Genomic DNA, 21,540 nt, shown 5'->3' with positions numbered 1-21,540 from the left:
ATGTCCGGTGGCAGCGTTGCTCCGAAGCCCGGCGAGCCGGGAGTCCGTACGGGGCGGGCTGCCGGACCGGGGCGAAAGCCCGCGCGATTCGGCCGTCTGCTCCAGGACGGTGCGCCCAGCGGGCCGATACCCAGGCTCTTCATGCGCTGGCTGCGGCGGCCCCTGCTGGCCGCGGTCCGCCTGTGGCGGCGCAACATCCAGCTCAGGGTGGTCGCCACCACCCTGCTGATGTCCCTCGGCGTGGTGCTGCTGCTGGGCTTCGTGGTGATCGGGCAGGTCCGCAACGGCCTCCTCGACGCCAAGAGCAAGGCGGCGCAGAGCCAGGCGGCGGGCGGCTTCGCCGTGGCGCAGGAGCAGGCCAACGCGCCGGTCGGCCCCGCGGGCCAGGACGGCTCGCCGACGGGCGGCAGGAACGCCAACTCCTGGCGTTCCGACTTGGTCGTGCAGCTCGCCAGCGGCGGTCAGGGCTCGTACAACGTGGTTGCCCTCAGCGCCGACTCCGAGCGCGAGGGCACCGGCCGCGCCCCCCGCACCTCCGGCCTCGTGGACCCCGCGTCCATCCCCCAGGACCTGCGGGACGCGGTCGGCCAGGGCAGCGGCACCTACGAGACGTATGTCAGCATCCGGTACTGGAACGACGCTGCCGACACGGAGCCGGGCCTCGTCGTCGGCACCCGGCTGAACGACATCGAGGGCAAGCCCTACGAGCTGTACTACCTGTTCCCGCTCGCTCAGGAGGAGCAGTCGCTCAACCTGGTCAGGGGCACCCTCGCCACCGCCGGCCTGTTCGTCGTCGCCCTGCTGGGCGCGATCGCCTGGCTGGTGGTCCGGCAGGTCGTCACTCCGGTGCGGATGGCCGCCGGCATCGCCGAGCGGCTCGCGGCGGGCCGCCTCCAGGAGCGGATGAAGGTCACCGGAGAGGACGACATCGCACGCCTCGGCGAGGCGTTCAACAAGATGGCGCAGAACCTCCAGCTGAAGATCCAGCAGCTGGAGGAGCTCTCGCGGATGCAGCGCCGCTTCGTCTCCGACGTCTCGCACGAGCTGCGCACCCCGCTGACGACGGTGCGCATGGCGGCCGATGTGATCCACGAGGCCCGCAGCGACTTCGACCCGGTCACGGCCCGGTCCGCGGAACTCCTCGGCGACCAGCTGGACCGCTTCGAGTCGCTGCTCGCGGACCTGCTGGAGATCAGCCGGTTCGACGCGGGCGCCGCGGCCCTGGAGGCCGAGCCGATAGACCTGCGCGAGGTCGTGCGGCGGGTCATCGGCGGCGCCGAGCCGCTGGCCGAGCGGAAGGGCTCGCGGATCCTGGTGATGGGCGACGAGCAGCCCGTGGTCGCGGAGGCCGACGCCCGGCGGGTGGAGCGCGTCCTGCGGAACCTGGTGGTCAACGCCGTGGAGCACGGCGAGGGCAAGGACGTCGTGGTGCGCATGGCGGTCGCCGGCGGCGCCGTGGCCGTCGCGGTGCGCGACTACGGCGTGGGCCTGAAGCCCGGCGAGGCGACCCGGGTGTTCAGCCGCTTCTGGCGGGCGGACCCCGCGCGCGCCCGCACCACGGGCGGCACGGGCCTGGGTCTCTCCATCGCCGTGGAGGACGCCCGGCTGCACGGCGGCTGGCTGCAGGCGTGGGGCGAGCCGGGCGGCGGTTCGCAGTTCCGCCTGACGCTGCCGCGCACGGCGGACGAGCCGCTGCGCGGATCGCCGATACCGCTGGAGCCCGAGGACTCGCGGCAGAACCGGGAGCGTGCCCGCTCGTCGGGTGAGCCACCGGCGAACGGGCAGCGGATGACGTCGGTGCCCGTTCAGTCGGCGGCGGAGTTCTCGCGGCTGCCCGCGCAGCAGCGCGGCGCGGCGCCCGTCGGGGTCGACCCGACGGCCCTGCCCGGCAGCGGTGCGAGGGTCGTGGCGCGGCCCGTGGGGGAGCGGGCCGACCGGCCCGCCGAGCAGGTTTCACCGGAGCGGGAGGACACGGGCCGTGGGCGCTGACCGACGAAGGGGGCGCGTGCGGGTGCTGCGTGCCTCGGCGCTGCTCGGCTGCGGCGCCGTGGTCCTCGCCGGCTGCGCGTCCATGCCCGACAGCGGTGACGTGCACCCGGTGAAGGCATCCCAGCGCGGCGACTCGCAGGTGCGGGTGTACGCCGTCCAGCCGCGCAAGGGAGCCACCCCGGACGAGATCGTCACCGGCTTCCTGGAGGCCATGACCAGCGACGACTCCAACTTCGCCACGGCCCGCTCCTATCTCGCCCCGGAGACCTCCAAGCGCTGGCGGCCCGAGGCGAGCACCACGGTCCTTGCGGCCGCGCCGGACCCGGGCGTGCCGATCCTGGGCGGCCGGGACAAGCCGGGGATGAGCTATCCCCTGCTGGGCCGGCAGATAGCGGCGGTCGACGCGCAGCGCGCCTACCAGCCGGTCACGCCGTCCGACTACCGCCGGACCATCCACCTCTCCCAGCAGGGCAAGGACGGGGAGTGGCGGATCGACAGCCTGCCGCCGGGCCTGCTGCTGGGCGCCTCGGACTTCGAGCGCAACTACGTCTCGGTGAACAAGTACTACTTCGCCTCGGGGCGGAGCGTGATGGTCGCCGACCCCGTCTACATCCGTCAGCGCCAGGACCCGGTGACCAGGCAGGACCCCGTCACCCAGGCCGTGTCCGCGCTGCTGGAGGGCCCCACGAACTGGCTGAAGCCCGTGGTGGAGTCCCGCTTCCCGACCGGTACGGCACTCAAGGGCGGCACCCGGTCGCTGACCTTCGACGACCGGAACGTCCTCAAGGTGCCGCTGAACGAGCGGGCCTCGGGGGTGGGCCGTTCCCAGTGCACGAGGATGGCCGCCCAGATCCTGTTCACGCTCAAGGACCTCTCCTCGTCCCGTGTGGAGCAGGTGGAGCTCCAGCGGCGCGACGGCTCCCAGCTCTGTGTGCTGAGCAGCGGCCAGGCCAAGGAGTACGCGCCCGACCACGCGGTCGGCAGCCCGGACAACCAGTACTTCGTCGACAAGGAGCACCGCCTGGCGCTGCTGGAGAGCGGCGCCGCGGAGAGCACCGAGCCGCGGAACGTGCCCGGTCCCTTCGGCGACGGTTCGCTGCCGATGGGCAGCGTCGCGGTCTCCCGTGACGAGCGGACCGCCGCCGCCGTGTCCCGGAACGCCGCCTCCCTGTATGTGTCCTCGATCGTCAACGGCTCCGAGCTGAAGGGCGAGGTCGTCCACAGCCGGGGTGCGAGCGCCGCGAACCGGCTGTCCGCGCCGAGCTGGGACGGCCGGGGCGACCTCTGGGTGGCCGACCGCGACCCGGAGAATCCGGCGCTGATGCGGGTCCCGGACGGCGAGGACACCCCGCAGGACGTCCGGATCGTGCCCGGTCTCGACGGCGCCCGTATCGAGGCGCTGCGGGTCTCGGCGGACGGGGTGCGCATCGCGCTGCTGCTGACCAAGGACGGCAGGACGACGCTGAAGATCGGCCGGGTGGAGCGGCAGGGACCCGCCGACGACCCGGTGGTGACGGTCACCGAGCTGCGTCCGGCCGCGCCCCAGATGGAGACGGTCACCGCGGTCTCCTGGGCGGGGCCGAGCAGGCTGGTCGTCGTCGGCAAGGAGTCCGGCGGGGTGCAGCAGGTGCGCTACATCCAGACCGACGGCTCCACGACCCCCAGCGCCCTGCTGCCGGGTCTCAACCAGGTGCGGGCCGTGGCCGCCTCCGACGACGAGAGCAAGCCGCTGGTGGCGTTCTCGGCGGAGGACGGCATCGTGCGACTGCCCGCCGGGGCGAACTGGCAGACGCTGGTCAAGGAGGGCTCCTCGCCCGTGTACCCGGGCTAGGGCCTGGTCCGCGGGGGTGGCCCTCCGGGGGGTTTTCCACAGGGGTTGGCCGGCCGGTGGCGGGCTGCCACCGTGGAGGGGTGCGCGGGTGGTGGCGGGAGCTCTCCGGTCTGGTCCTGCCGGTCGACTGCGCGGGCTGCGGCCGGTGGCGTACGCGGCTGTGCCCCGCGTGCGGGGGTGTGCTGTACGGGGAGGCGCCCCGGCGGGTGCGTCCCGAGCCCGCGCCGAGGGGGCTGCCGCCGGTGCACGCGGCGGCGGTCTACGGCGAGGCGGTGCGGGCCGTGCTGATCGCGCACAAGGAGCGTGGCGCGACGGGGCTGGCGGGGCCGCTCGGCCGGGCACTGGCCGGAGCGGTGCGGGCCGGTCTCCCGCGACCTGATCCGGACACGGGCCGCCCGGGGCCGGGCGGGGTCGCCGAGGGGCTGGTCCTGGTGCCGGTGCCGTCCGCGCGCCGGGCGGTCGCCGCGCGGGGGCACGACGCCACGCGCCGGATCGCCCTGGCCGCGGCCTCGGACCTGCGCCGGTCCGGGCTTCCCGCGCGGGTCCTGCCGGTGCTGCGCCAGAACCGCCCGGTGGCCGACCAGGCGGAGCTGACGGGCCCCGAGCGGCTCACCAACGTCTCCGGGGCCCTGGGGGTGCGCCGGGGAGCCGAGGCGCTGTGGGCGGGCGCGGCGGTCGTCCTGGTGGACGACCTGATCACGACCGGGGCCTCCCTCGCCGAGGCGGCACGGGCACTGAGTGCCGCGCAGGCGGCCGGATCGTCGCGGTCACCGGGCCCGGGATTCGCACGGTTGAGCGCGGCCGTCGTGGCTCATTCCGAGCCGTTCTCGAAATAAACCCGGAACTGACGCGGAACTCGCAACGTTGCAGGTGGTAGAAGGGCAAAAACCCCTGATCGGAGGTACCTTCGGGTAGCGGGTGCCGAGATCGGCCGCAGCGAGCTATGTTCGGTTGTAGGCACGGCTGATACCGGACCTCGCCGCACGGTTCCGATGTTTCCCGCACGGGATACGGGACAGAGGACATCTCGAAATCGGGTGGGTGGAGATCTTGCCGACTGGGGAGGAGGAGGTGAAAGTCGCCAAGTCCGAGGCCCCGTGACCGTCGGGGTCTGGTGCACAAAGGGAGATGCTCCGCGGCCGATGAGGAGCGGAGCGATCCGGGAACGGAGTTCTGCGTGGACATCGTCGTCAAGGGCCGCAAGACCGAGGTGCCCGAGCGGTTCCGCAAGCACGTGGCCGAGAAGCTGAAGCTGGACAAGATCCAGAGGCTCGACGGCAAGGTGATCAGCCTCGACGTCGAGGTGTCCAAGGAGCACAACCCGCGGCAGGCCGACCGTTCCGACCGGGTGGAGATCACGCTCCGCACGCGAGGGCCGGTCATCAGGGCCGAGGCATCCGCCGGCGACCCGTACGCAGCGCTCGACCTCGCCACCGGAAAGCTGGAGGCACGGCTCCGCAAGGAGCACGACAAGCGCCACGACCGGCGCGGCAACGGACGCCTGACGGCGGCCGAGGTGCCCGATGTGGTGCCCGGCGTCGCCGAGTTGAACGCCAACGGACAGCCCGTCCCCCGGGACGCGGACCAGTCCGTCCCGACCACCAGGATCGGCTCGCTCGAAGTGCAGGGCGAAGGACCGCTGGTGGTCCGCGAGAAGCTGCACACCGCGGCACCCATGACGCTCGACCAGGCGCTCTACGAGATGGAGCTGGTCGGTCACGACTTCTACCTCTTCGTCGACTCCGAGACGAAGCAGCCCAGTGTCGTCTACCGGCGGCACGCCTACGACTACGGCGTCATCCACCTGGAGACCGACCCGCTGGCCGGGACCGAAGCCGGCGGGGCCGGCGGCGCACTCGGCGGCTGACAGCCGTGCGACCGGGATCCTCCGCAGGTGAACAGGGCGGCCGTGCCGTCCGTATCCCCCGCGGGAAGGCCCGCGGCATGACCGGTTGACAGTGCGTCACCCGGCTGTGGTGCCCCTGGAGCGCCGCCCCGTGCGCCCCCAGGGGCACCATCGTGCGACCGCAGGATCCCCGCTCTGTCGTCCGGGCATGAAAGCATGACGTGGAAAGCCAACGGATGCGCGGCGCAGTGATGTTGGCAGACCAGACATGATCTTCGGGCCACGGCCTCAGGGGGAGGAACGATGGCGGACAGCTTCGGGCCGATGCGGAGCGAGGCGGGCCACCCCGCAGTCGTCGACACCGACGCGGTCGCCGGTGTCGATCCGGCGGAGCCCGCCGGGCCCGGCGAGCCGGAGCCGATCCGGGTCCTCGTCGTCGACGACCACGCGCTCTTCCGGCGCGGACTGGAGATCGTCCTCAAGCACGAGGAGGGCATCCTGGTCGTCGGCGAGGCCGGGGACGGGGCCGAGGCGGTGGAGAAGGCGGCCAATCTGCTGCCCGACATCGTCCTGATGGATGTGCGGATGCCCAAGCGCGGCGGCATCGAGGCCTGCACCTCGATCAAGGAGGTGGCCCCCAGCGCGAAGATCATCATGCTGACGATCAGCGACGAGGAGGCCGACCTCTACGACGCCATCAAGGCGGGGGCCACCGGATACCTCCTCAAGGAGATCTCCACCGACGAGGTCGCGACGGCGATCCGCGCGGTCGCGGACGGCCAGTCCCAGATCAGCCCCTCGATGGCCTCCAAGCTGCTCACCGAGTTCAAGTCGATGATCCAGCGCACCGACGAGCGCCGGCTGGTGCCCGCGCCCCGGCTGACCGACCGGGAGCTGGAGGTCCTCAAGCTCGTCGCCACCGGGATGAACAACCGGGACATCGCCAAGGAGCTGTTCATCTCCGAGAACACCGTGAAGAACCATGTGCGCAACATCCTGGAGAAGTTGCAGCTCCACTCCCGGATGGAGGCCGTGGTCTACGCGATGCGGGAGAAGATCCTGGAGATCCGCTGAGGCGGACCGGGCCGCGCCCCCACCCGGGCGCCGCGTCAGCCCAGGGCCTTGACCAGGTCCACCGTGAGTTCGGGCCGGTCCGTCCGCTCCACCCGGACCGTGTCGCAGCCGACCCAGGACGCGGCCTCGCGCAGCGCCCGCGCCATCGGCTCCACGGCCTTCGCCGACTCCAGCGACACCTGCCGCGCCACCAGGGTGGTGCCCTCCCGTGCCGGGTCCACCCGGCCGAGCAGCCGGCCGCCCGAGAGCAGCGGCATAGCGAAGTACCCGTGCACCCGCTTGGGCTTGGGGACGTACGCCTCCAGCCGGTGGGTGAAGCCGAAGATCCGCTCGGTGCGGGCGCGTTCCCACACCAGCGAGTCGAACGGCGAGAGCAGCGTGGTGCGGTGCCGGCCGCGCGGCGCGGTCTCCAGCGCCACCGGGTCCGCCCAGGCAGGCTTGGCCCAGCCCGCCACCCGCACCGGCACCAGCCCGGTGTCGGCGACCACCGCGTCGAACTGCTCGCCCTTGAGGCGGTGGTAGTCCGCGATATCGGACCGGGTGCCCACACCGAGCGCCCGCCCGGCCTGCGCGACCAGACGGCGCAGGCACTCGGTGTCGTCGATCTCGTCGTGCAGCAGAGCCTCCGGAACGGCCCGCTCCGCGAGGTCGTACACCCGCTTCCAGCCGCGCCGTTCGGTGCAGACGACCTCGCCGTACATCAGGGCGCGTTCGACGGCGACCTTGGACGCCGACCAGTCCCACCACTCGCCGCCGTTCTTCGCACCGCCCAGCTCGGTGGCCGTGAGCGGCCCCTCGGCGCGCAGTTGCGCGATGACCGCCTCGTACGCCCCGTCGGGCAGGTCGTGGTGCCACTGCGGCCGGCTGCGGTAGGCGCGGCGGCGGAAGGCGAAGTGCGGCCACTCCTCGACGGGGAGGATGCACGCCGCGTGGGACCAGTACTCGAAGCTGTGGCCCTCGGTCCAGTACGCGTCTTCGACGGTGCGGCGGCCGACGGCGCCCAGCCGTGCGTACGGGATCAGTTCGTGGGAGCGGGCCAGCACGGAGATCGTGTCCAACTGGACCGCGCCGAGGCCCCGGAGCACCCCTCTGACACCACCGCGCCGGTCCGGCGCGCCGAGGAACCCCTGGGCGCGCAGCGCGATACGGCGTGCCTCGTCGGCGGACAGTTCGAGGGCGGCGGGCGGCAGCGTGGTCATGACGGCACCCTACGGGCAGCCACTGACACTCCGGACGGGTCCCGGCGGACTGCCCGGAAGGGCCCCGGGACCGCTACGGAGCCGCCGGCCCCAGGGCCCTCAGACACGGGCCGGGAGATAGGGGTGGGTGCTGGTGAGGTCCAGGTCGGAGGGGAGCAGCGAGCCGATCCAGACGTCCCGCAGGGTGTCCTTGTTCAGCAGGGCGGCCCGCAGCGAGCCCTCCATCCGGAAGCCGGCCTTCTCCGCCACCGCGCGGGAGCCCGCGTTCCCCACCTCGGCCCGCCACTCCAGCCGGGTCGCGCCGAGCCGGACGAAGGCCCAGTGCGACACCGCCGCCAGCGCCTCCGTCATGATCCCCTGCCCGCGGTGCTCCTTCCCGGTCCAGAAGCCGATCTCCCAGGTGCCCGAGAAGGTGCGCAGCGTGACCGAGACCGAGGCCGCCAGCGAGCCCCCGTCCCGCGTCAGCACGGCGAAGGTGCACATCGTGCTGTTCCGCCAGCCGTCCGGGACCATGCGCTCGGTGTACTCGGCGGCGTGGTGCCATTCGTAGGGGGAGGGAACCGTCGTCCACCGCTGGATGTCCGGATCCTGGCAGGACCGGAAGACGGCCTCGGTGTCCCCGGCCGTGAACGTGCGCAGCAGCAGGCGCTCGGTGGTGAGTGTGGTCGGCTCCATGCCCGGGATTGTGGTCGGGGCGGCGGGGCGGCGCGAGCACTTTTGTCCGCTCCCCGGCACCTTCCGCCGCTCCCGCGCGTTCACCTGATGGCGGACAGCCGGCCTCCGTGGCCCCGGACCTCCCGACTCGGCGGGGTCCTCGCTTACGATGGCCGGTGCGGTGGGGCCCACCTGCCGTGCCCGCGCCAGTGTCCACACCGACCCAGTGCCAGGCCCGACCGGCAAGGAGACCAGCCTCAGTGTCCGTCTTCAACAAGCTCATGCGTGCAGGCGAAGGCAAGATCCTGCGCAAACTGCACCGCATCGCGGACCAGGTCAACTCCATCGAAGAGGACTTCGTCGACCTCTCCGACGCCGAGTTGCGGGCGCTCACCGAGGAGTACAAGCAGCGGTACGCCGACGGTGAGAGCCTGGACGACCTGATGCCCGAGGCGTTCGCGACCGTCCGCGAGGCGGCCAAGCGCGTCCTCGGCCAGCGTCACTACGACGTCCAGATCATGGGTGGCGCCGCGCTGCACCTCGGTTACGTCGCCGAGATGAAGACCGGTGAGGGCAAGACCCTCGTCGGTACCCTCCCCGCGTACCTGAACGCCCTGTCGGGCAAGGGCGTGCACCTGATCACGGTCAACGACTACCTGGCCGAGCGCGACTCCGAGATGATGGGCCGGGTCCACAAGTTCCTGGGCCTCCAGGTCGGCTGCATCCTCGCCAACATGACGCCGGCGCAGCGCCGTGAGCAGTACAACTGCGACATCACCTACGGCACGAACAACGAGTTCGGCTTCGACTACCTCCGCGACAACATGGCCTGGTCGAAGGACGAGCTCGTCCAGCGCGGCCACAACTTCGCCTGTGTCGACGAGGTCGACTCCATCCTCGTCGACGAGGCGCGCACCCCGCTGATCATCTCCGGCCCCGCCGACCAGGCCACCAAGTGGTACGGCGACTTCGCCAAGCTGGTCACCCGGCTCACCAAGGGCGAGGCCGGCAACCAGCTCAAGGGCATCGAGGAGACCGGCGACTACGAGGTCGACGAGAAGAAGCGGACGGTTGCCATCCATGAGGCGGGCGTCGCCAAGGTCGAGGACTGGCTCGGTATCGACAACCTCTACGAGTCGGTGAACACCCCGCTCGTCGGCTACCTGAACAACGCCATCAAGGCGAAGGAGCTGTTCAAGAAGGACAAGGACTACGTCGTCATCGACGGCGAGGTCATGATCGTCGACGAGCACACCGGCCGTATCCTCGCCGGCCGCCGCTACAACGAGGGCATGCACCAGGCGATCGAGGCGAAGGAAGGGGTGGACATCAAGGACGAGAACCAGACCCTCGCCACGATCACCCTGCAGAACTTCTTCCGCCTGTACGACAAGCTCTCCGGCATGACCGGTACGGCCATGACCGAGGCCGCCGAGTTCCACCAGATCTACAAGCTCGGCGTGGTGCCGATCCCGACGAACCGGCCCATGGTCCGCATGGACCAGTCGGACCTGATCTACCGCACCGAGGTCGCCAAGTTCGCCGCCGTCGTCGACGACATCGCGGAGAAGCACGAGAAGGGTCAGCCGATCCTGGTCGGTACCACCTCGGTCGAGAAGTCCGAGTACCTCTCGCAGCAGCTCAACAAGCGCGGTATCCAGCACGAGGTCCTCAACGCCAAGAACCACGAGCGCGAGGCCACGATCGTCGCCCAGGCCGGCCGTCGCGGGGCGGTCACGGTCGCCACGAACATGGCCGGCCGAGGCACCGACATCAAGCTCGGCGGCAACCCGGACGACCTCGCCGAGGCGGAGCTGCGCCAGCGCGGCCTGGACCCGGTGGAGCACGTCGAGGAGTGGGCCGCGGCCCTGCCGGGCGCGCTGGAGCGCGCCGAGGCGGCGGTCAAGGCGGAGCACGACGAGGTCAAGGACCTCGGCGGCCTGTATGTCCTGGGCACCGAGCGCCACGAGTCGCGCCGGATCGACAACCAGCTCCGCGGCCGTAGCGGCCGCCAGGGCGACCCGGGCGAGTCCCGGTTCTACCTGTCCCTCGGCGACGACCTGATGCGCCTGTTCAAGGCGCAGATGGTCGAGCGGGTCATGGCCATGGCGAACGTCCCGGACGATGTGCCGATCGAGAACAAGATGGTCACCCGCGCGATCGCCTCCGCGCAGTCCCAGGTCGAGCAGCAGAACTTCGAGACGCGCAAGAACGTCCTCAAGTACGACGAGGTGCTCAACCGGCAGCGCGAGGTCATCTACGGCGAGCGCCGCCGCGTCCTGGAGGGCGAGGACCTGCACGAGCAGGTGCGCCACTTCATGGACGACACGATCGACGCGTACATCCAGGCGGAGACCGTCGAGGGCTTCGCGGAGGAGTGGGACCTCGACCGGCTGTGGGGCGCGTTCAAGCAGCTCTACCCGGTGAAGACCACGATCGAGGACCTGGAGGACGAGGTCGGCGACCGCGCCGGGCTCACCGCGGAGTTCATCGCGGAGTCGATCAAGGACGACATCCACGCGCAGTACGAGGAGCGCGAGAAGCAGCTCGGCTCGGAGATCATGCGTGAGCTGGAGCGGCGTGTGGTGCTGTCGGTCCTGGACCGCAAGTGGCGCGAGCACCTCTACGAGATGGACTATCTCCAGGAGGGCATCGGCCTGCGCGCGATGGCCCAGAAGGACCCGCTGGTCGAGTACCAGCGCGAGGGCTTCGACATGTTCACCGCGATGATGGAGGGCATCAAGGAGGAGTCCGTCGGCTATCTGTTCAACCTGGAGGTCCAGGTCGAGCAGCAGGTCGAGGAGGTCCCGGTGCAGGACGCGGCCGAGAAGCCCTCGCTGGCGAAGGAGCCGGCGGGCGCGGGCCGCCCGGAGATCCGCGCGAAGGGCCTGGAGGCCCCGCAGCGTCCGGACCGGCTGCACTTCTCCGCGCCGACGGTGGACGGCGAGGGCGGTGTCGTCGAGGGCGACTTCGCCAGCGACGGCGGCCAGGGTCGCTCCGACTCCTCGGACGGCATGACGCGTGCGGAGCGCCGCAAGGCGGCGAAGGGCGGCGGTCGCCGCCGCAAGAAGTAGCGCGCGTCTTCCGCGCGGAGCGCGGGCGCGGGGTGCAGGGCCGGACACGGGGTCGTGTTCGGCCCTGCGGCGCGTTCCGGGCGGGTGCCGCGGGTGCCGCGGGTGCGGCCCGGGCGCACGGGGCGGTCCTGGGCGGGGGCGTGTGTCGGCCGCGCGCCCGCTGGGCGGGGATGCGGCCCGGCCCGGACCGCCGGGCGGGCCGGGGTAGAGGGTGGGGGTGCCTGCGGCCCGGCGGGTTGGTTGTGCCTGGGTGCGGACCGGACGCCGGTGCGGACCGGGCCGGGGTGGAGGGTGGGGTGGCTGCGGCTCGGGCTGGTGGTGGGGGCGCCCCGGCCCGCCCCGGGGTGGGGCGGGGTGCGCCCGTGGCCGGGCTGGTGGGGTGCGTGGCCGGGCCCGCCCCGGCGCGTTCCGGGCGGGTGCGGCGCGTTCCGGGCGGGGGCGTGTGTCGGCCGCGCGCCCGCTGGGCGGGGGTGCGCCCGGGCTCGGCCCGCCGGGCGGGGGCGAGCGGAGCGTGGGTGCCTGCGGCCCGGCGGGCTGGTTGTGCCTGGGTGCGGACCGGACGTCGGTGCGGCGGGGGCACGCCGGGACCGGGCCGGGGTGGAGGGTGGAGGTGCCTGCGGCTCGGGCTGGTGGTGGGGGCGCCTCGGCCCGCCCAGGGGTGGGCCCAGGGCGGCTGTGGTGGCCGGGTGGCGACGCGCCCGGCGCGCCGGGCAAGGCAGGTCGGCGGAGGGCTTCGCGTGCCTCGTCGCGCTGCTCGCGCCTGCGTGGCCTGATCGGGCCCCGGACCGAGCTGGCTGGTCAGGGGCTCGGACCGCAGGCTTCCACGAGCCTGGGGAACCCCCTGGGCCGGCACGTGGGCCGCTGGGTGCATGTGTGCCTGTCCGGCACGCACTCGCCTCGGGCCGGACGCAGAGCGTGCCCGAAGGCCCGTGGCTTCGCGTCCAGCGGGGCCGCAGGCCGCTCAGGGCGTTCAAAGGCTCGGGTGGCAGGGTTGGGGCGCGCCCCCGGAGGGCCGCAGGCCGCGCCCGGCGGCCTGAGCGGGTGGGGCGACCTCGGGAGCCATCCGCGTTGATCCGGGACGCAACGGCCTCTCGCGAAGGCGGGGTGCCCCCGGACCTGGACGCGTCCAGGCGGATCCCGCAGCGGTGCCGCACGCCCCGCCAGGCCTCGGCGGAGCCGCCGCCGGACGGACCGGCCCCCGCTGCCCCGGTCCTGCCCGCGGGCGCAGAGCCCGCTGGGCGGGCCGGGGTGGAGCCCGGGCGTTCTGGCTCCTGGAGCGCCCGGAGTCGCACCGAGTATCCCCGGCTGCACCCCCTGCCGTCCGTTGGCCCTCACATGAGGGCCAACGGACGGCAGGGGCGCACCCCCGGAGGGCCGCTGGCCGCCCAGGGCGCTCCTGGGTGGATGCGCCCGCCGAGGCCCGCTCAGCCCGCGCCCGCCGGGCGCGGGCCCGCCCCTGGGAGCCGGGGGTGGGCCGGGCATGCGGCACCCGTGCCCCCAGGAAGGCCGTCGGGCGAACCGAGCGCTCTTGGGCTGCCCCCGGGAGCCGGGCCGGCGTGGCCCGCACGCCCGCTTGGCCCGCACGCCGCTCAGGGTGGTCCTGGCGGGCCCCGGGAGTCCGAGGTGGGGTGGCCCCCGCAGGCCCATGCCCCGGGGCCGCCCGCGCCGAGGGGCCGGGCGGGCGGCCCCGGGCACGGCGGGCCGCGGGATGGCCTCGCCTCCGGGGTCATCCGCGTGGGTCCGGGTCCGTCGGGGCGACGGGGCTGCCGCCGAGTTCGACGGCGGCGCAGCGCCAGCGGAGGTCGGGGCCCTGTTCGAGACGGAAAGCCATGGCCGTGACGCGTTCGCCCCAGCCGATGCGGGCGAACGCCTCGATGACGCCCGGGCCCGGGTGGAACTCGCCGCAGTGGCGGACGACCGGGGCCAGGCGGTCCGCCGGGCACAGGGGTGCGCCCGGGGCGAGGTGGATCAGCTGCTCGTACGCCTCGCCGACCGTGTGCCCGAGCATCCAGTGCACGGGGCGCCGGCCGCTGAGGACCGCGAGCAGGCGGTCCGCGAACCAGTAGTGGGGTTTGTGCTGCCGGGCGCGGGCGCGGGTCAGTGCGGCCGCCGCTGCCGCGGCGGGTCCGCGCTGGTCGTGACGTCCCGCCGGCCGGGTCCTGTTCATGCAGATCGCCCCCGATGGCTGTGGTCCCGGCGCTGATACCGGGAAGTAGCTTCGACGGGGGAACTTCTATGGCGTGCCACCCGGCCCCGCAACGCGCCCCGGGCGGCCCGGGGGAGGTCCCCAGGGTTCACCTATCAGGGTGGGTCCGCCCTTGCGGGCCGGGACCGACACGGGGTCCGCGGGGGCGTCGGGTGGACGCCCGCGGAGCGGGGAGCGGCACCTCGATCGGGGACGCCGCACGTATCCTGAGGGCGCATTTCCGACTACGAAAGCGGCCACCATGCGCGTCTACGTCCCCCTGACCCTCCCCGGTCTCGCAGAGGCGCACCGGGCGGGTGAACTGGGCCCCGGCCCGCTGACCGCGTACGCGGTCACGCCGGGTCTGCGCGAGTGGTACGTCTCCGACGACATGGAGGAGCTGGAGTACGCCGCGCTGAACCGCGCGGCCGCCGCCTCCCTGCGTCTGCTGGCCGGTGTCCCGGACGCGCCCCGCCGCCGGGTGGTCGTCGCCGTGGACGTCCCCGACCGGGACGCCGTCGCCGACCCGGACCAGGTGCTGGACGCGAGCTCCCTCGGCGAGGTCCGGATCGCCTCGGCCGTCCCGCTGGCCAAGGCCGCGGCCGTGCACGCGGACGCGGACGACGCCGTGGCCGACGTCTCCGCCGCCGTGGCGGCGCTGGGAGCCGCGGACCACGGGGACGACGAGGCGCGGTTCACCGTCGACGGCGCGGAGGACCACGAGCTGCTCTGGTTCGGTGTGCAGGAGATCCCGGGCCTCGTCGGCTGAGCGCGCCGAGCGCGCAGCAGAGCGCCCCCGGCCCGTCCCGCCGCGCTGTCCGACCCGGCCGGTAGCGTTGACGACCATGAGGAAGACGGGGAACCACGAGGCCCATCTGGTCTGGGACTGGAACGGCACACTGCTCGACGACATCACCGCGGTCATCGGGGCGACCAACGCCGCCTTCGCGGAGATTGGCGTCGGGCCCGTCACGCTGGAGCAGTACCGCGAGCTGTACTGCGTGCCGATACCCCGGTTCTACGAGCGGCTGATGGGCCGGCTGCCGTCCGAGAGCGAGTGGACGGCGATGGACGAGGTCTTCCACCGGCACTACCGCGAGCAGCGGGCCGCCTGCCTGCTCACCGACGGGGTCGAGGAGCTGCTGCGGGAGTGGCAGCTCGCGGGCCGCAGCCAGTCGCTGCTCAGCATGTACGGCCACGAGGAGCTGGTCCCCGTCGTGCGCGGCTACGGCATCGAGGCGCGGTTCCTGCGGGTCGACGGGCGCACGGGCCCCTCCGGCGGCTCGAAGGCGCTGCACATGGAGCGCCATCTCGCGGCGCTGGAGGGCATGCACCCGGGCCGGACGGTCGTCATCGGGGACGCGGTCGACGACGCGGTGGCGGCCGCGCACGTCGGGGCGCGGGCGGTCCTCTACACGGGGGGTTCGCACAGCCGGGCGAGCCTGGAGCGGGCGGGGGTGCCCGTCGTGGACACCCTGGCGGACGCGGTCGCGGAGGCCCTGCGCCTCGCCTCCTGAGCGCCGCGCCGCGCCGCCCGAGCCGCGCCCGCCCCGGGTCCACGGCCCGCCCGGCCCCGCCCCGGGTCCACGGCACGGACCCGCCCCGCCCGGCCCGGACCCGCCCCGCACGGGCCTTACGTCGCCGGTGCCGTCTCCCGGAGGATCTTCAGGAAGGCCCGCATCCACGCCGCGTGGTCCGGCCACGCCCGCGAGGACACCAGCACCCCGTCGACCACCGCCTCCGCGTCCTGGAAGGAGGCCCCCGCCGCCTGCATGTCCGGCTCCAGGGCCGGGTAGGCCGTCACCCGGCGGCCCTCCATCCCGCCCAGCGCCGCCGTGATCAGCGGACCGTGGCAGATCTGGGCCACGGGCTTGTCCGCGTCGAAGAACGCCTTGAGGATCTTGCGCAGCTCGCCGTCGTTGCGCAGGTACTCCGGCGCCCGCCCGCCGGGGATCACCACCGCCGCGTAGTCCCCGGGGTCCACCTCGGAGAAGGCCAGGTCGGCGGGCCAGGTGTAGCCGGGCTTCTCGGTGTACGTGTCGTAGCCGGGCTCGAAGTCGTGCACCACGAAACGGAGCTGCTTGCGGCTCGGGGCGGCGATGTGGACCTCGTACCCCTCCTCGACGAGCCGCTGGTAGGGGTAGAGGACCTCCAGGGACTCGGCGGCGTCCCCGGTGACGATCAGGATCTTGGTGGTCATGGCTGCTCCCGGTGGTTGGTTGCCATGAGGGCCTGTGTCGCTGTCCAGAGTGTCAAACTTGTGGGCTCTCTTTTGTACACATACGGCTCATGACGTTCCGGGGGGAAGGGACGATAGCCTGGGGGCGTGATCAGCGCGATACGCCCGGGGGGCAGCGAAGCCCCCGCCGGGTACCGCCCGGCCGCTGCCGGGGGAGAGCGCCCGGAGAGCCACCGCGTCCGGGCGACGACTGATCATCTTCTCCGTCCGGCCCGCCCGCCGTATCCGGCGCTCGGCACCCCGGACCTCACACACCGCGGCCTGACGTCGACACCGACCGGACATCCCGCGTCGTGGCGCCCGGTCGCAGCATCTTTCACCTACGTCACGCAACGGCGCGCGACAGGAGCCAGAGGACATGCAGACCAAGCTGGACGAAGCCAAGGCCGAGCTGCTCGCACGGGCCGCCCGGGTAGCTGAGCACAGCCCGGTCGGGGGGAACCTCCCGACCGTGGCCGAGCACGGGGAGCGTCCCGACCGGGACACCGTGCTCTCGTACCTCCAGCGCTACTACCTGCACACCGCTCCCGAGGACCTCGCCGACCGCGACCCGGTCGACGTCTTCGGTGCCGCCCTTTCCCACTACCGCCTCGCCGAGAACCGCCCCCAGGGCACGGCGAACGTCCGGGTGCACACCCCGACGGTCGAGGAGAACGGCTGGACCTGCAGCCACTCCGTCGTCGAGGTCGTCACCGACGACATGCCCTTCCTGGTCGACTCGGTCACCAACGAGCTCTCCCGGCAGGGCCGCGGCATCCATGTCGTGGTCCACCCGCAGGTCGTCGTCCGCCGCGACGTGACCGGCAGGCTGATCGAGGTGCTGCCCGGCGGCACCGGGCTGAAGAAGCTCCCGCACGACGCGCTCACCGAGTCCTGGATCCACGTCGAGATCGACCGCGAGACCGACCGCGCCGATCTGAAGCAGATCACCGCCGACCTGCTCCGCGTCCTGTCCGACGTCCGCGAGGCCGTCGAGGACTGGGAGAAGATGCGCCAGGCAGCGCTGAAGCTCGCGGACGGCCTGCCTGACGAGCCGACCGCGGGCGACGTCCCCGAGCACGAGGTGGAGGAAGCCCGCGAGCTGCTGCGCTGGCTCGCCGCCGACCACTTCACCTTCCTCGGCTACCGCGAGTACGAGCTGACCGACTCCGACGCGCTCGCCGCCGTGCCCGGCACCGGCCTCGGTATCCTGCGCTCCGACCCCCAGCACAGCGAGGACGAGGACCACCCGGTCAGCCCGTCCTTCAGCCGGCTGACCGCCGACGCCCGCGCCAAGGCCCGCGAGCACAAGCTCCTCGTGCTGACCAAGGCCAACAGCCGCGCCACCGTGCACCGTCCCAGCTACCTCGACTACATCGGCGTCAAGAAGTTCGACGCCGAGGGCAACGTCGTCGGCGAGCGCCGCTTCCTCGGCCTCTTCTCCTCCGCCGCGTACACCGAGTCGGTGCGCCGGGTGCCGGTCATCCGCCGCAAGGTCGCCGAGGTCCTCCAGGGCGCCGGTTTCTCGCCCAACAGCCACGACGGCCGCGACCTGCTCCAGATCCTGGAGACCTACCCGCGCGACGAGCTGTTCCAGACCCCCGTCGACCAGCTCCGCGCCATCGTCACCAGCGTCCTCTACCTCCAGGAGCGCCGCCGGCTGCGGCTCTACCTGCGCCAGGACGAGTACGGGCGCTACTACTCCGCCCTCGTCTACCTGCCGCGCGACCGCTACACCACCGGCGTCCGGCTGCGGCTGATCGACATCCTCAAGGAGGAACTCGGCGGCTCCAGCGTCGACTTCACCGCCTGGAACACCGAATCGATCCTCTCCCGTATCCACTTCGTCGTGCGGGTCCCGGCCGGTACCGAGCTGCCCGACCTCACCGACGCCGACACCGAGCGCATCGAGGCACGGCTCGTCGAGGCGGCCCGCTCCTGGGCCGACGGCTTCGGCGAGGCGCTGAACGCCGAGTTCGGCGAGGAGCGTGCCGCGGAGCTGCTGCGCAACTACGCGGGCGCCTTCACCGAGGGCTACAAGGCCGACCACTCCCCGCGCTCCGCCGTGGCCGACCTGGTGCGCATGGAGCAGCTCACCCACTCCGAGAAGGACTTCCAGCTCTCCCTGTACGAGCCGGTCGGCGCGGCCCCCGGCGAGCGGCGCTTCAAGATCTACCGGACCGGTGAGCAGGTCTCCCTCTCCGCGGTGCTGCCCATCCTCCAGCGCCTCGGCTGCGAGGTCGTCGACGAGCGCCCCTACGAACTGCGCTGCGCCGACCGCACCCAGGCGTGGATCTACGACTTCGGTCTGCGGATGCCGCTGCCCGCCGCGGGCGGCGGCGACTACCTCGCGGACGACGCCCGCGAGCGCTTCCAGGACGCCTTCGCCGCGGTGTGGCGGGGCGAGGCGGAGAACGACGGCTTCAACTCCCTGGTCCTCGGCGCCGGGCTCGACTGGCGCGAGGCGATGGTGCTGCGCGCCTACGCCAAGTACCTGCGGCAGGCCGGCTCCACCTTCAGCCAGGACTACATGGAGGACACCCTCCGCAACAACGTCCACACCACCCGGCTGCTGGTCTCCCTCTTCGAGGCCCGGATGTCGCCGGAGCGGCAGCGGGCGGGCACCGAGCTGATCGACGGGCTGCTGGAGGAGCTGGACGGCGCGCTGGACCAGGTCGCCTCCCTCGACGAGGACCGCATCCTGCGCTCCTTCCTCACCGTCATCAAGGCGACCCTGCGCACGAACTTCTTCCAGAGCGCCAGCGGGGGAAGCAAGAACAGGGGCCAGAAGACGCAGGACGGGGGCAACCACGCCTACGTCTCGATGAAGTTCGACCCGCAGGCCATCCCGGACCTGCCGGCGCCCCGCCCGGCCTTCGAGATCTGGGTGTACTCGCCGCGTGTCGAGGGCGTCCACCTGCGCTTCGGCAAGGTCGCCCGCGGTGGTCTGCGCTGGTCCGACCGGCGGGAGGACTTCCGCACCGAGATCCTCGGCCTGGTCAAGGCGCAGATGGTGAAGAACACCGTCATCGTGCCGGTGGGCGCCAAGGGCGGCTTCGTCGCCAAGCACCTCCCGGACCCGTCCGTGGACCGGGACGCCTGGCTCGCCGAGGGCATCGCCAGCTACCGCACCTTCATCTCGGCGCTGCTCGACATCACCGACAACATGGTCGCGGGCGAGGTCGTGCCCCCTGCCGGGGTCGTCCGGCACGACGAGGACGACACCTACCTGGTCGTCGCGGCCGACAAGGGCACCGCCTCCTTCTCGGACATCGCCAACGAGGTCGCCCTCTCCTACGACTTCTGGCTCGGCGACGCCTTCGCCTCCGGCGGCTCGGCGGGCTACGACCACAAGGGCATGGGCATCACCGCGCGCGGCGCCTGGGAGTCGGTGAAGCGGCACTTCCGCGAGCTGGGCCACGACACCCAGACCGAGGACTTCACCGTCGTCGGCGTCGGCGACATGTCCGGTGACGTGTTCGGCAACGGCATGCTGCTCAGCGAGCACATCCGGCTGGTGGCCGCCTTCGACCACCGGCACATCTTCATCGACCCGAACCCGGACGCGGCCACCTCCTACGCCGAGCGCCGCCGCCTCTTCGAGCTGCCGCGCTCCTCCTGGGCCGACTACGACACCTCGCTGCTCTCCCCGGGCGGCGGCATCTACCCGCGCAGCGCCAAGTCGATCCCGGTCAACGCGGCGATGCGCGCGGCCCTCGGCATCGAGGAGGGCGTCACCAAGACGACGCCCGGCGAGCTGATGAAGATCATCCTCCAGGCGCCCGTGGACCTGCTGTGGAACGGCGGCATCGGCACCTACGTCAAGGCGTCCTCGGAGTCCAACGCCGACGTGGGCGACAAGGCCAACGACCCGATCCGCGTCAACGGCGAGGACCTGCGCGTCCGCGTCGTCGGCGAGGGCGGCAACCTGGGCTGCACCCAGCTCGGCCGGATCGAGTTCGATCGCAAGGGCGGGCGGATCAACACCGACGCGATCGACAACAGCGCCGGCGTCGACACCTCCGACCACGAGGTCAACATCAAGATCCTGCTCAACGGCCTGGTCACCGAGGGCGATCTGACCGTCAAGCAGCGCAACCAGCTCCTCGCGCAGATGACGGACGAGGTCGGCGCGCTGGTGCTGCGCAACAACTACGCGCAGAACACCGCCCTGGCCAACGCGGTCGTCCAGGCGCCCTCCCTGCTCCACGCCCACCAGCGCTTCATGCGCCGGCTGGAGCGGGACGGGCACCTTGACCGCGAGCTGGAGTTCCTGCCCAACGACCGGCAGATCCGTGAACTGCTCAACACCGGCCGCGGACTGAGCCAGCCGGAGCTGGCCGTGCTGATGGCCTACACCAAGATCACGGTGGCGGACGAGCTGATCGGGACCTCCCTCCCGGACGACCCGTACCTGCGCAAGCTGCTGCACGCGTACTTCCCGAAGCCGCTGCGCGAGCGCTTCGCCGAGGCGATCGACGCGCATGCGCTGCGCCGGGAGATCATCACCACGGTCCTGGTCAACGACACGGTGAACACCGGTGGTTCGACCTTCCTGCACCGGCTGCGGGAGGAGACCGGCGCGTCGATCGAGGAGATCGTGCGGGCGCAGACCGCGGCCCGGGAGATCTTCGGGCTCGGCGCGGTGTGGGACGCGGTCGAGGCGCTGGACAACAAGGTCGCGGCCGACGTCCAGACCCGGGTGCGGCTGCACTCCCGCCGGCTGGTGGAGCGCGGTACGCGGTGGCTGCTGGGCAACCGGCCGCAGCCGCTCGAACTCGCCGAGACGGTCGCCTTCTTCGCCGAGCGGGTGGCGGAGGTCTGGGACTCGCTGCCGAAGATGCTGCGCGGCGCGGACCTGGAGTGGTACGAGGGCATCGTCGGCGAGCTGACCTCGGCCGGGGTGCCGGAGGAGCTGGCGCTGCGGGTGGCCGGGTTCTCCTCGGCCTTCCCGATCCTGGACATCGTCGCGATCGCGGACCGCACGGGCCAGGCGCCGCTGGACGTGGCCGAGGTCTACTACGACCTCGCGGACCGGCTGTCCATCACCCAGCTGATGGACCGGATCATCGAGCTGCCGCGCTCCGACCGCTGGCAGTCGATGGCCCGCGCCTCCATCCGTGAGGACCTCTACGCGGCGCACGCGGCCCTGACCTCGGACGTCCTGTCCGTGGGCAACGGCACGGCGACGCCGGAGGAGCGCTTCAGGGCCTGGGAGCAGAAGAACGCGGCGATCCTCGGCCGCGCCCGCTCGACCCTGGACGAGATCCAGGGGTCGGACGCGTTCGACTTGGCGAACCTGTCGGTGGCCATGCGGACGATGCGGCAGCTGCTGCGAGCGCACAGCTGACGCGGGGCGCCCGAGTGGCGCGCTCATGACGGTGTGGGGCCGGTCCCGGGCGGGACCGGCCCCGTGCCGTGTGCGGTTCGGCGGGGCCGGGCCCTCGCCCCGGGCGGGTCCGGCCGCGCC

13 protein-coding genes are annotated in these 21,540 nt (G+C 72.5%); 9 read left to right on the top strand and 4 right to left on the bottom strand.

Annotation, left to right across the window (positions count from 1 at the left end):
- From mtrB to ABZ457_RS08030, 5 genes are all read left to right on the top strand, one after another.
- On the top strand, positions 1-1,989 hold the full coding sequence (gene mtrB, locus ABZ457_RS08050) for an MtrAB system histidine kinase MtrB (RefSeq protein WP_359155129.1): 1,989 nt from the start codon (positions 1-3) through the stop codon (positions 1,987-1,989).
- Between the two features lie 82 nt (positions 1,990-2,071).
- Complete coding sequence (locus ABZ457_RS08045) at positions 2,072-3,820, top strand: LpqB family beta-propeller domain-containing protein (protein WP_359155167.1); 1,749 nt, start codon at positions 2,072-2,074, stop codon at positions 3,818-3,820.
- Positions 3,821-3,900: 80 nt separating this feature from the next.
- Complete coding sequence (locus tag ABZ457_RS08040; protein ID WP_359155127.1) at positions 3,901-4,656, top strand: ComF family protein; 756 nt, start codon at positions 3,901-3,903, stop codon at positions 4,654-4,656.
- Positions 4,657-4,997: 341 nt separating this feature from the next.
- Positions 4,998-5,687, top strand: coding sequence for a ribosome-associated translation inhibitor RaiA (gene raiA, locus ABZ457_RS08035; protein WP_018846284.1), 690 nt, complete (start codon positions 4,998-5,000; stop codon positions 5,685-5,687).
- A 282-nt stretch (positions 5,688-5,969) separates the two neighbouring features.
- Complete coding sequence (locus ABZ457_RS08030; RefSeq protein ID WP_359155124.1) at positions 5,970-6,740, top strand: response regulator transcription factor; 771 nt, start codon at positions 5,970-5,972, stop codon at positions 6,738-6,740.
- 35 nt (positions 6,741-6,775) lie between these two features.
- Here ABZ457_RS08030 and ABZ457_RS08025 read toward each other — a convergent pair whose 3' ends face one another.
- Positions 6,776-7,939 (bottom strand): crosslink repair DNA glycosylase YcaQ family protein, encoded by a 1,164-nt coding sequence (locus tag ABZ457_RS08025; protein ID WP_359155122.1) that lies wholly within the window; start codon positions 7,937-7,939, stop codon positions 6,776-6,778.
- Positions 7,940-8,038: 99 nt separating this feature from the next.
- Entirely contained in the window at positions 8,039-8,614 is a 576-nt protein-coding gene (locus ABZ457_RS08020; RefSeq protein ID WP_018846287.1) for a GNAT family N-acetyltransferase, read from the bottom strand.
- Positions 8,615-8,853: 239 nt separating this feature from the next.
- On the opposite strand from ABZ457_RS08020, the gene secA reads away from it, so the two are divergent.
- Positions 8,854-11,667: a preprotein translocase subunit SecA gene (gene secA, locus ABZ457_RS08015; protein ID WP_359155119.1), complete on the top strand. Its 2,814-nt coding sequence runs from the start codon at positions 8,854-8,856 to the stop codon at positions 11,665-11,667.
- Between the two features lie 1,726 nt (positions 11,668-13,393).
- On the opposite strand, the gene ABZ457_RS08010 is transcribed toward secA, so the two are convergent.
- Positions 13,394-13,834, bottom strand: coding sequence for an Rv3235 family protein (locus tag ABZ457_RS08010; RefSeq protein WP_359155117.1), 441 nt, complete (start codon positions 13,832-13,834; stop codon positions 13,394-13,396).
- A 280-nt stretch (positions 13,835-14,114) separates the two neighbouring features.
- Here ABZ457_RS08010 and ABZ457_RS08005 point away from each other — a divergent pair, with 280 nt between their 5' ends.
- Entirely contained in the window at positions 14,115-14,621 is a 507-nt protein-coding gene (locus tag ABZ457_RS08005; protein WP_359155115.1) for a hypothetical protein, read from the top strand.
- A 76-nt stretch (positions 14,622-14,697) separates the two neighbouring features.
- Positions 14,698-15,369, top strand: a complete 672-nt coding sequence (locus tag ABZ457_RS08000; protein WP_359155113.1) for an HAD hydrolase-like protein — start codon at positions 14,698-14,700, stop codon at positions 15,367-15,369.
- Positions 15,370-15,485: 116 nt separating this feature from the next.
- Here the strand turns inward: ABZ457_RS08000 and ABZ457_RS07995 are convergent, their stop codons facing one another.
- Positions 15,486-16,052: a DJ-1/PfpI family protein gene (locus ABZ457_RS07995; protein ID WP_359155110.1), complete on the bottom strand. Its 567-nt coding sequence runs from the start codon at positions 16,050-16,052 to the stop codon at positions 15,486-15,488.
- Positions 16,053-16,449: 397 nt separating this feature from the next.
- Between ABZ457_RS07995 and ABZ457_RS07990 the strand changes: the two genes are divergently transcribed.
- Positions 16,450-21,420: an NAD-glutamate dehydrogenase gene (locus tag ABZ457_RS07990; RefSeq protein WP_359155108.1), complete on the top strand. Its 4,971-nt coding sequence runs from the start codon at positions 16,450-16,452 to the stop codon at positions 21,418-21,420.
- Positions 21,421-21,540 lie beyond the last annotated feature (120 nt).

It is taken from the genome of Streptomyces sp. NPDC005805, assembly GCF_040630445.1.
GTDB lineage: Bacteria > Actinomycetota > Actinomycetes > Streptomycetales > Streptomycetaceae > Streptomyces.
Note: the sequence above shows the minus strand (reverse complement) of the source record. Positions and strands in the feature narration are given on the sequence as shown.

Coding starts and splice junctions, on each gene's coding strand:
- ABZ457_RS07995 (WP_359155110.1), bottom strand. CDS start 16,052: ATGACCACCAAGATCCTGATCGTCACCGGGGACGCCGCCGAGTCCCTG.
- mtrB (WP_359155129.1), top strand. CDS start 1: ATGTCCGGTGGCAGCGTTGCTCCGAAGCCCGGCGAGCCGGGAGTCCGT.
- ABZ457_RS08025 (WP_359155122.1), bottom strand. CDS start 7,939: ATGACCACGCTGCCGCCCGCCGCCCTCGAACTGTCCGCCGACGAGGCA.
- ABZ457_RS08020 (WP_018846287.1), bottom strand. CDS start 8,614: ATGGAGCCGACCACACTCACCACCGAGCGCCTGCTGCTGCGCACGTTC.
- ABZ457_RS08030 (WP_359155124.1), top strand. CDS start 5,970: ATGGCGGACAGCTTCGGGCCGATGCGGAGCGAGGCGGGCCACCCCGCA.
- ABZ457_RS07990 (WP_359155108.1), top strand. CDS start 16,450: ATGCAGACCAAGCTGGACGAAGCCAAGGCCGAGCTGCTCGCACGGGCC.
- ABZ457_RS08045 (WP_359155167.1), top strand. CDS start 2,072: ATGCCCGACAGCGGTGACGTGCACCCGGTGAAGGCATCCCAGCGCGGC.
- ABZ457_RS08005 (WP_359155115.1), top strand. CDS start 14,115: ATGCGCGTCTACGTCCCCCTGACCCTCCCCGGTCTCGCAGAGGCGCAC.
- ABZ457_RS08010 (WP_359155117.1), bottom strand. CDS start 13,834: ATGAACAGGACCCGGCCGGCGGGACGTCACGACCAGCGCGGACCCGCC.
- ABZ457_RS08000 (WP_359155113.1), top strand. CDS start 14,698: ATGAGGAAGACGGGGAACCACGAGGCCCATCTGGTCTGGGACTGGAAC.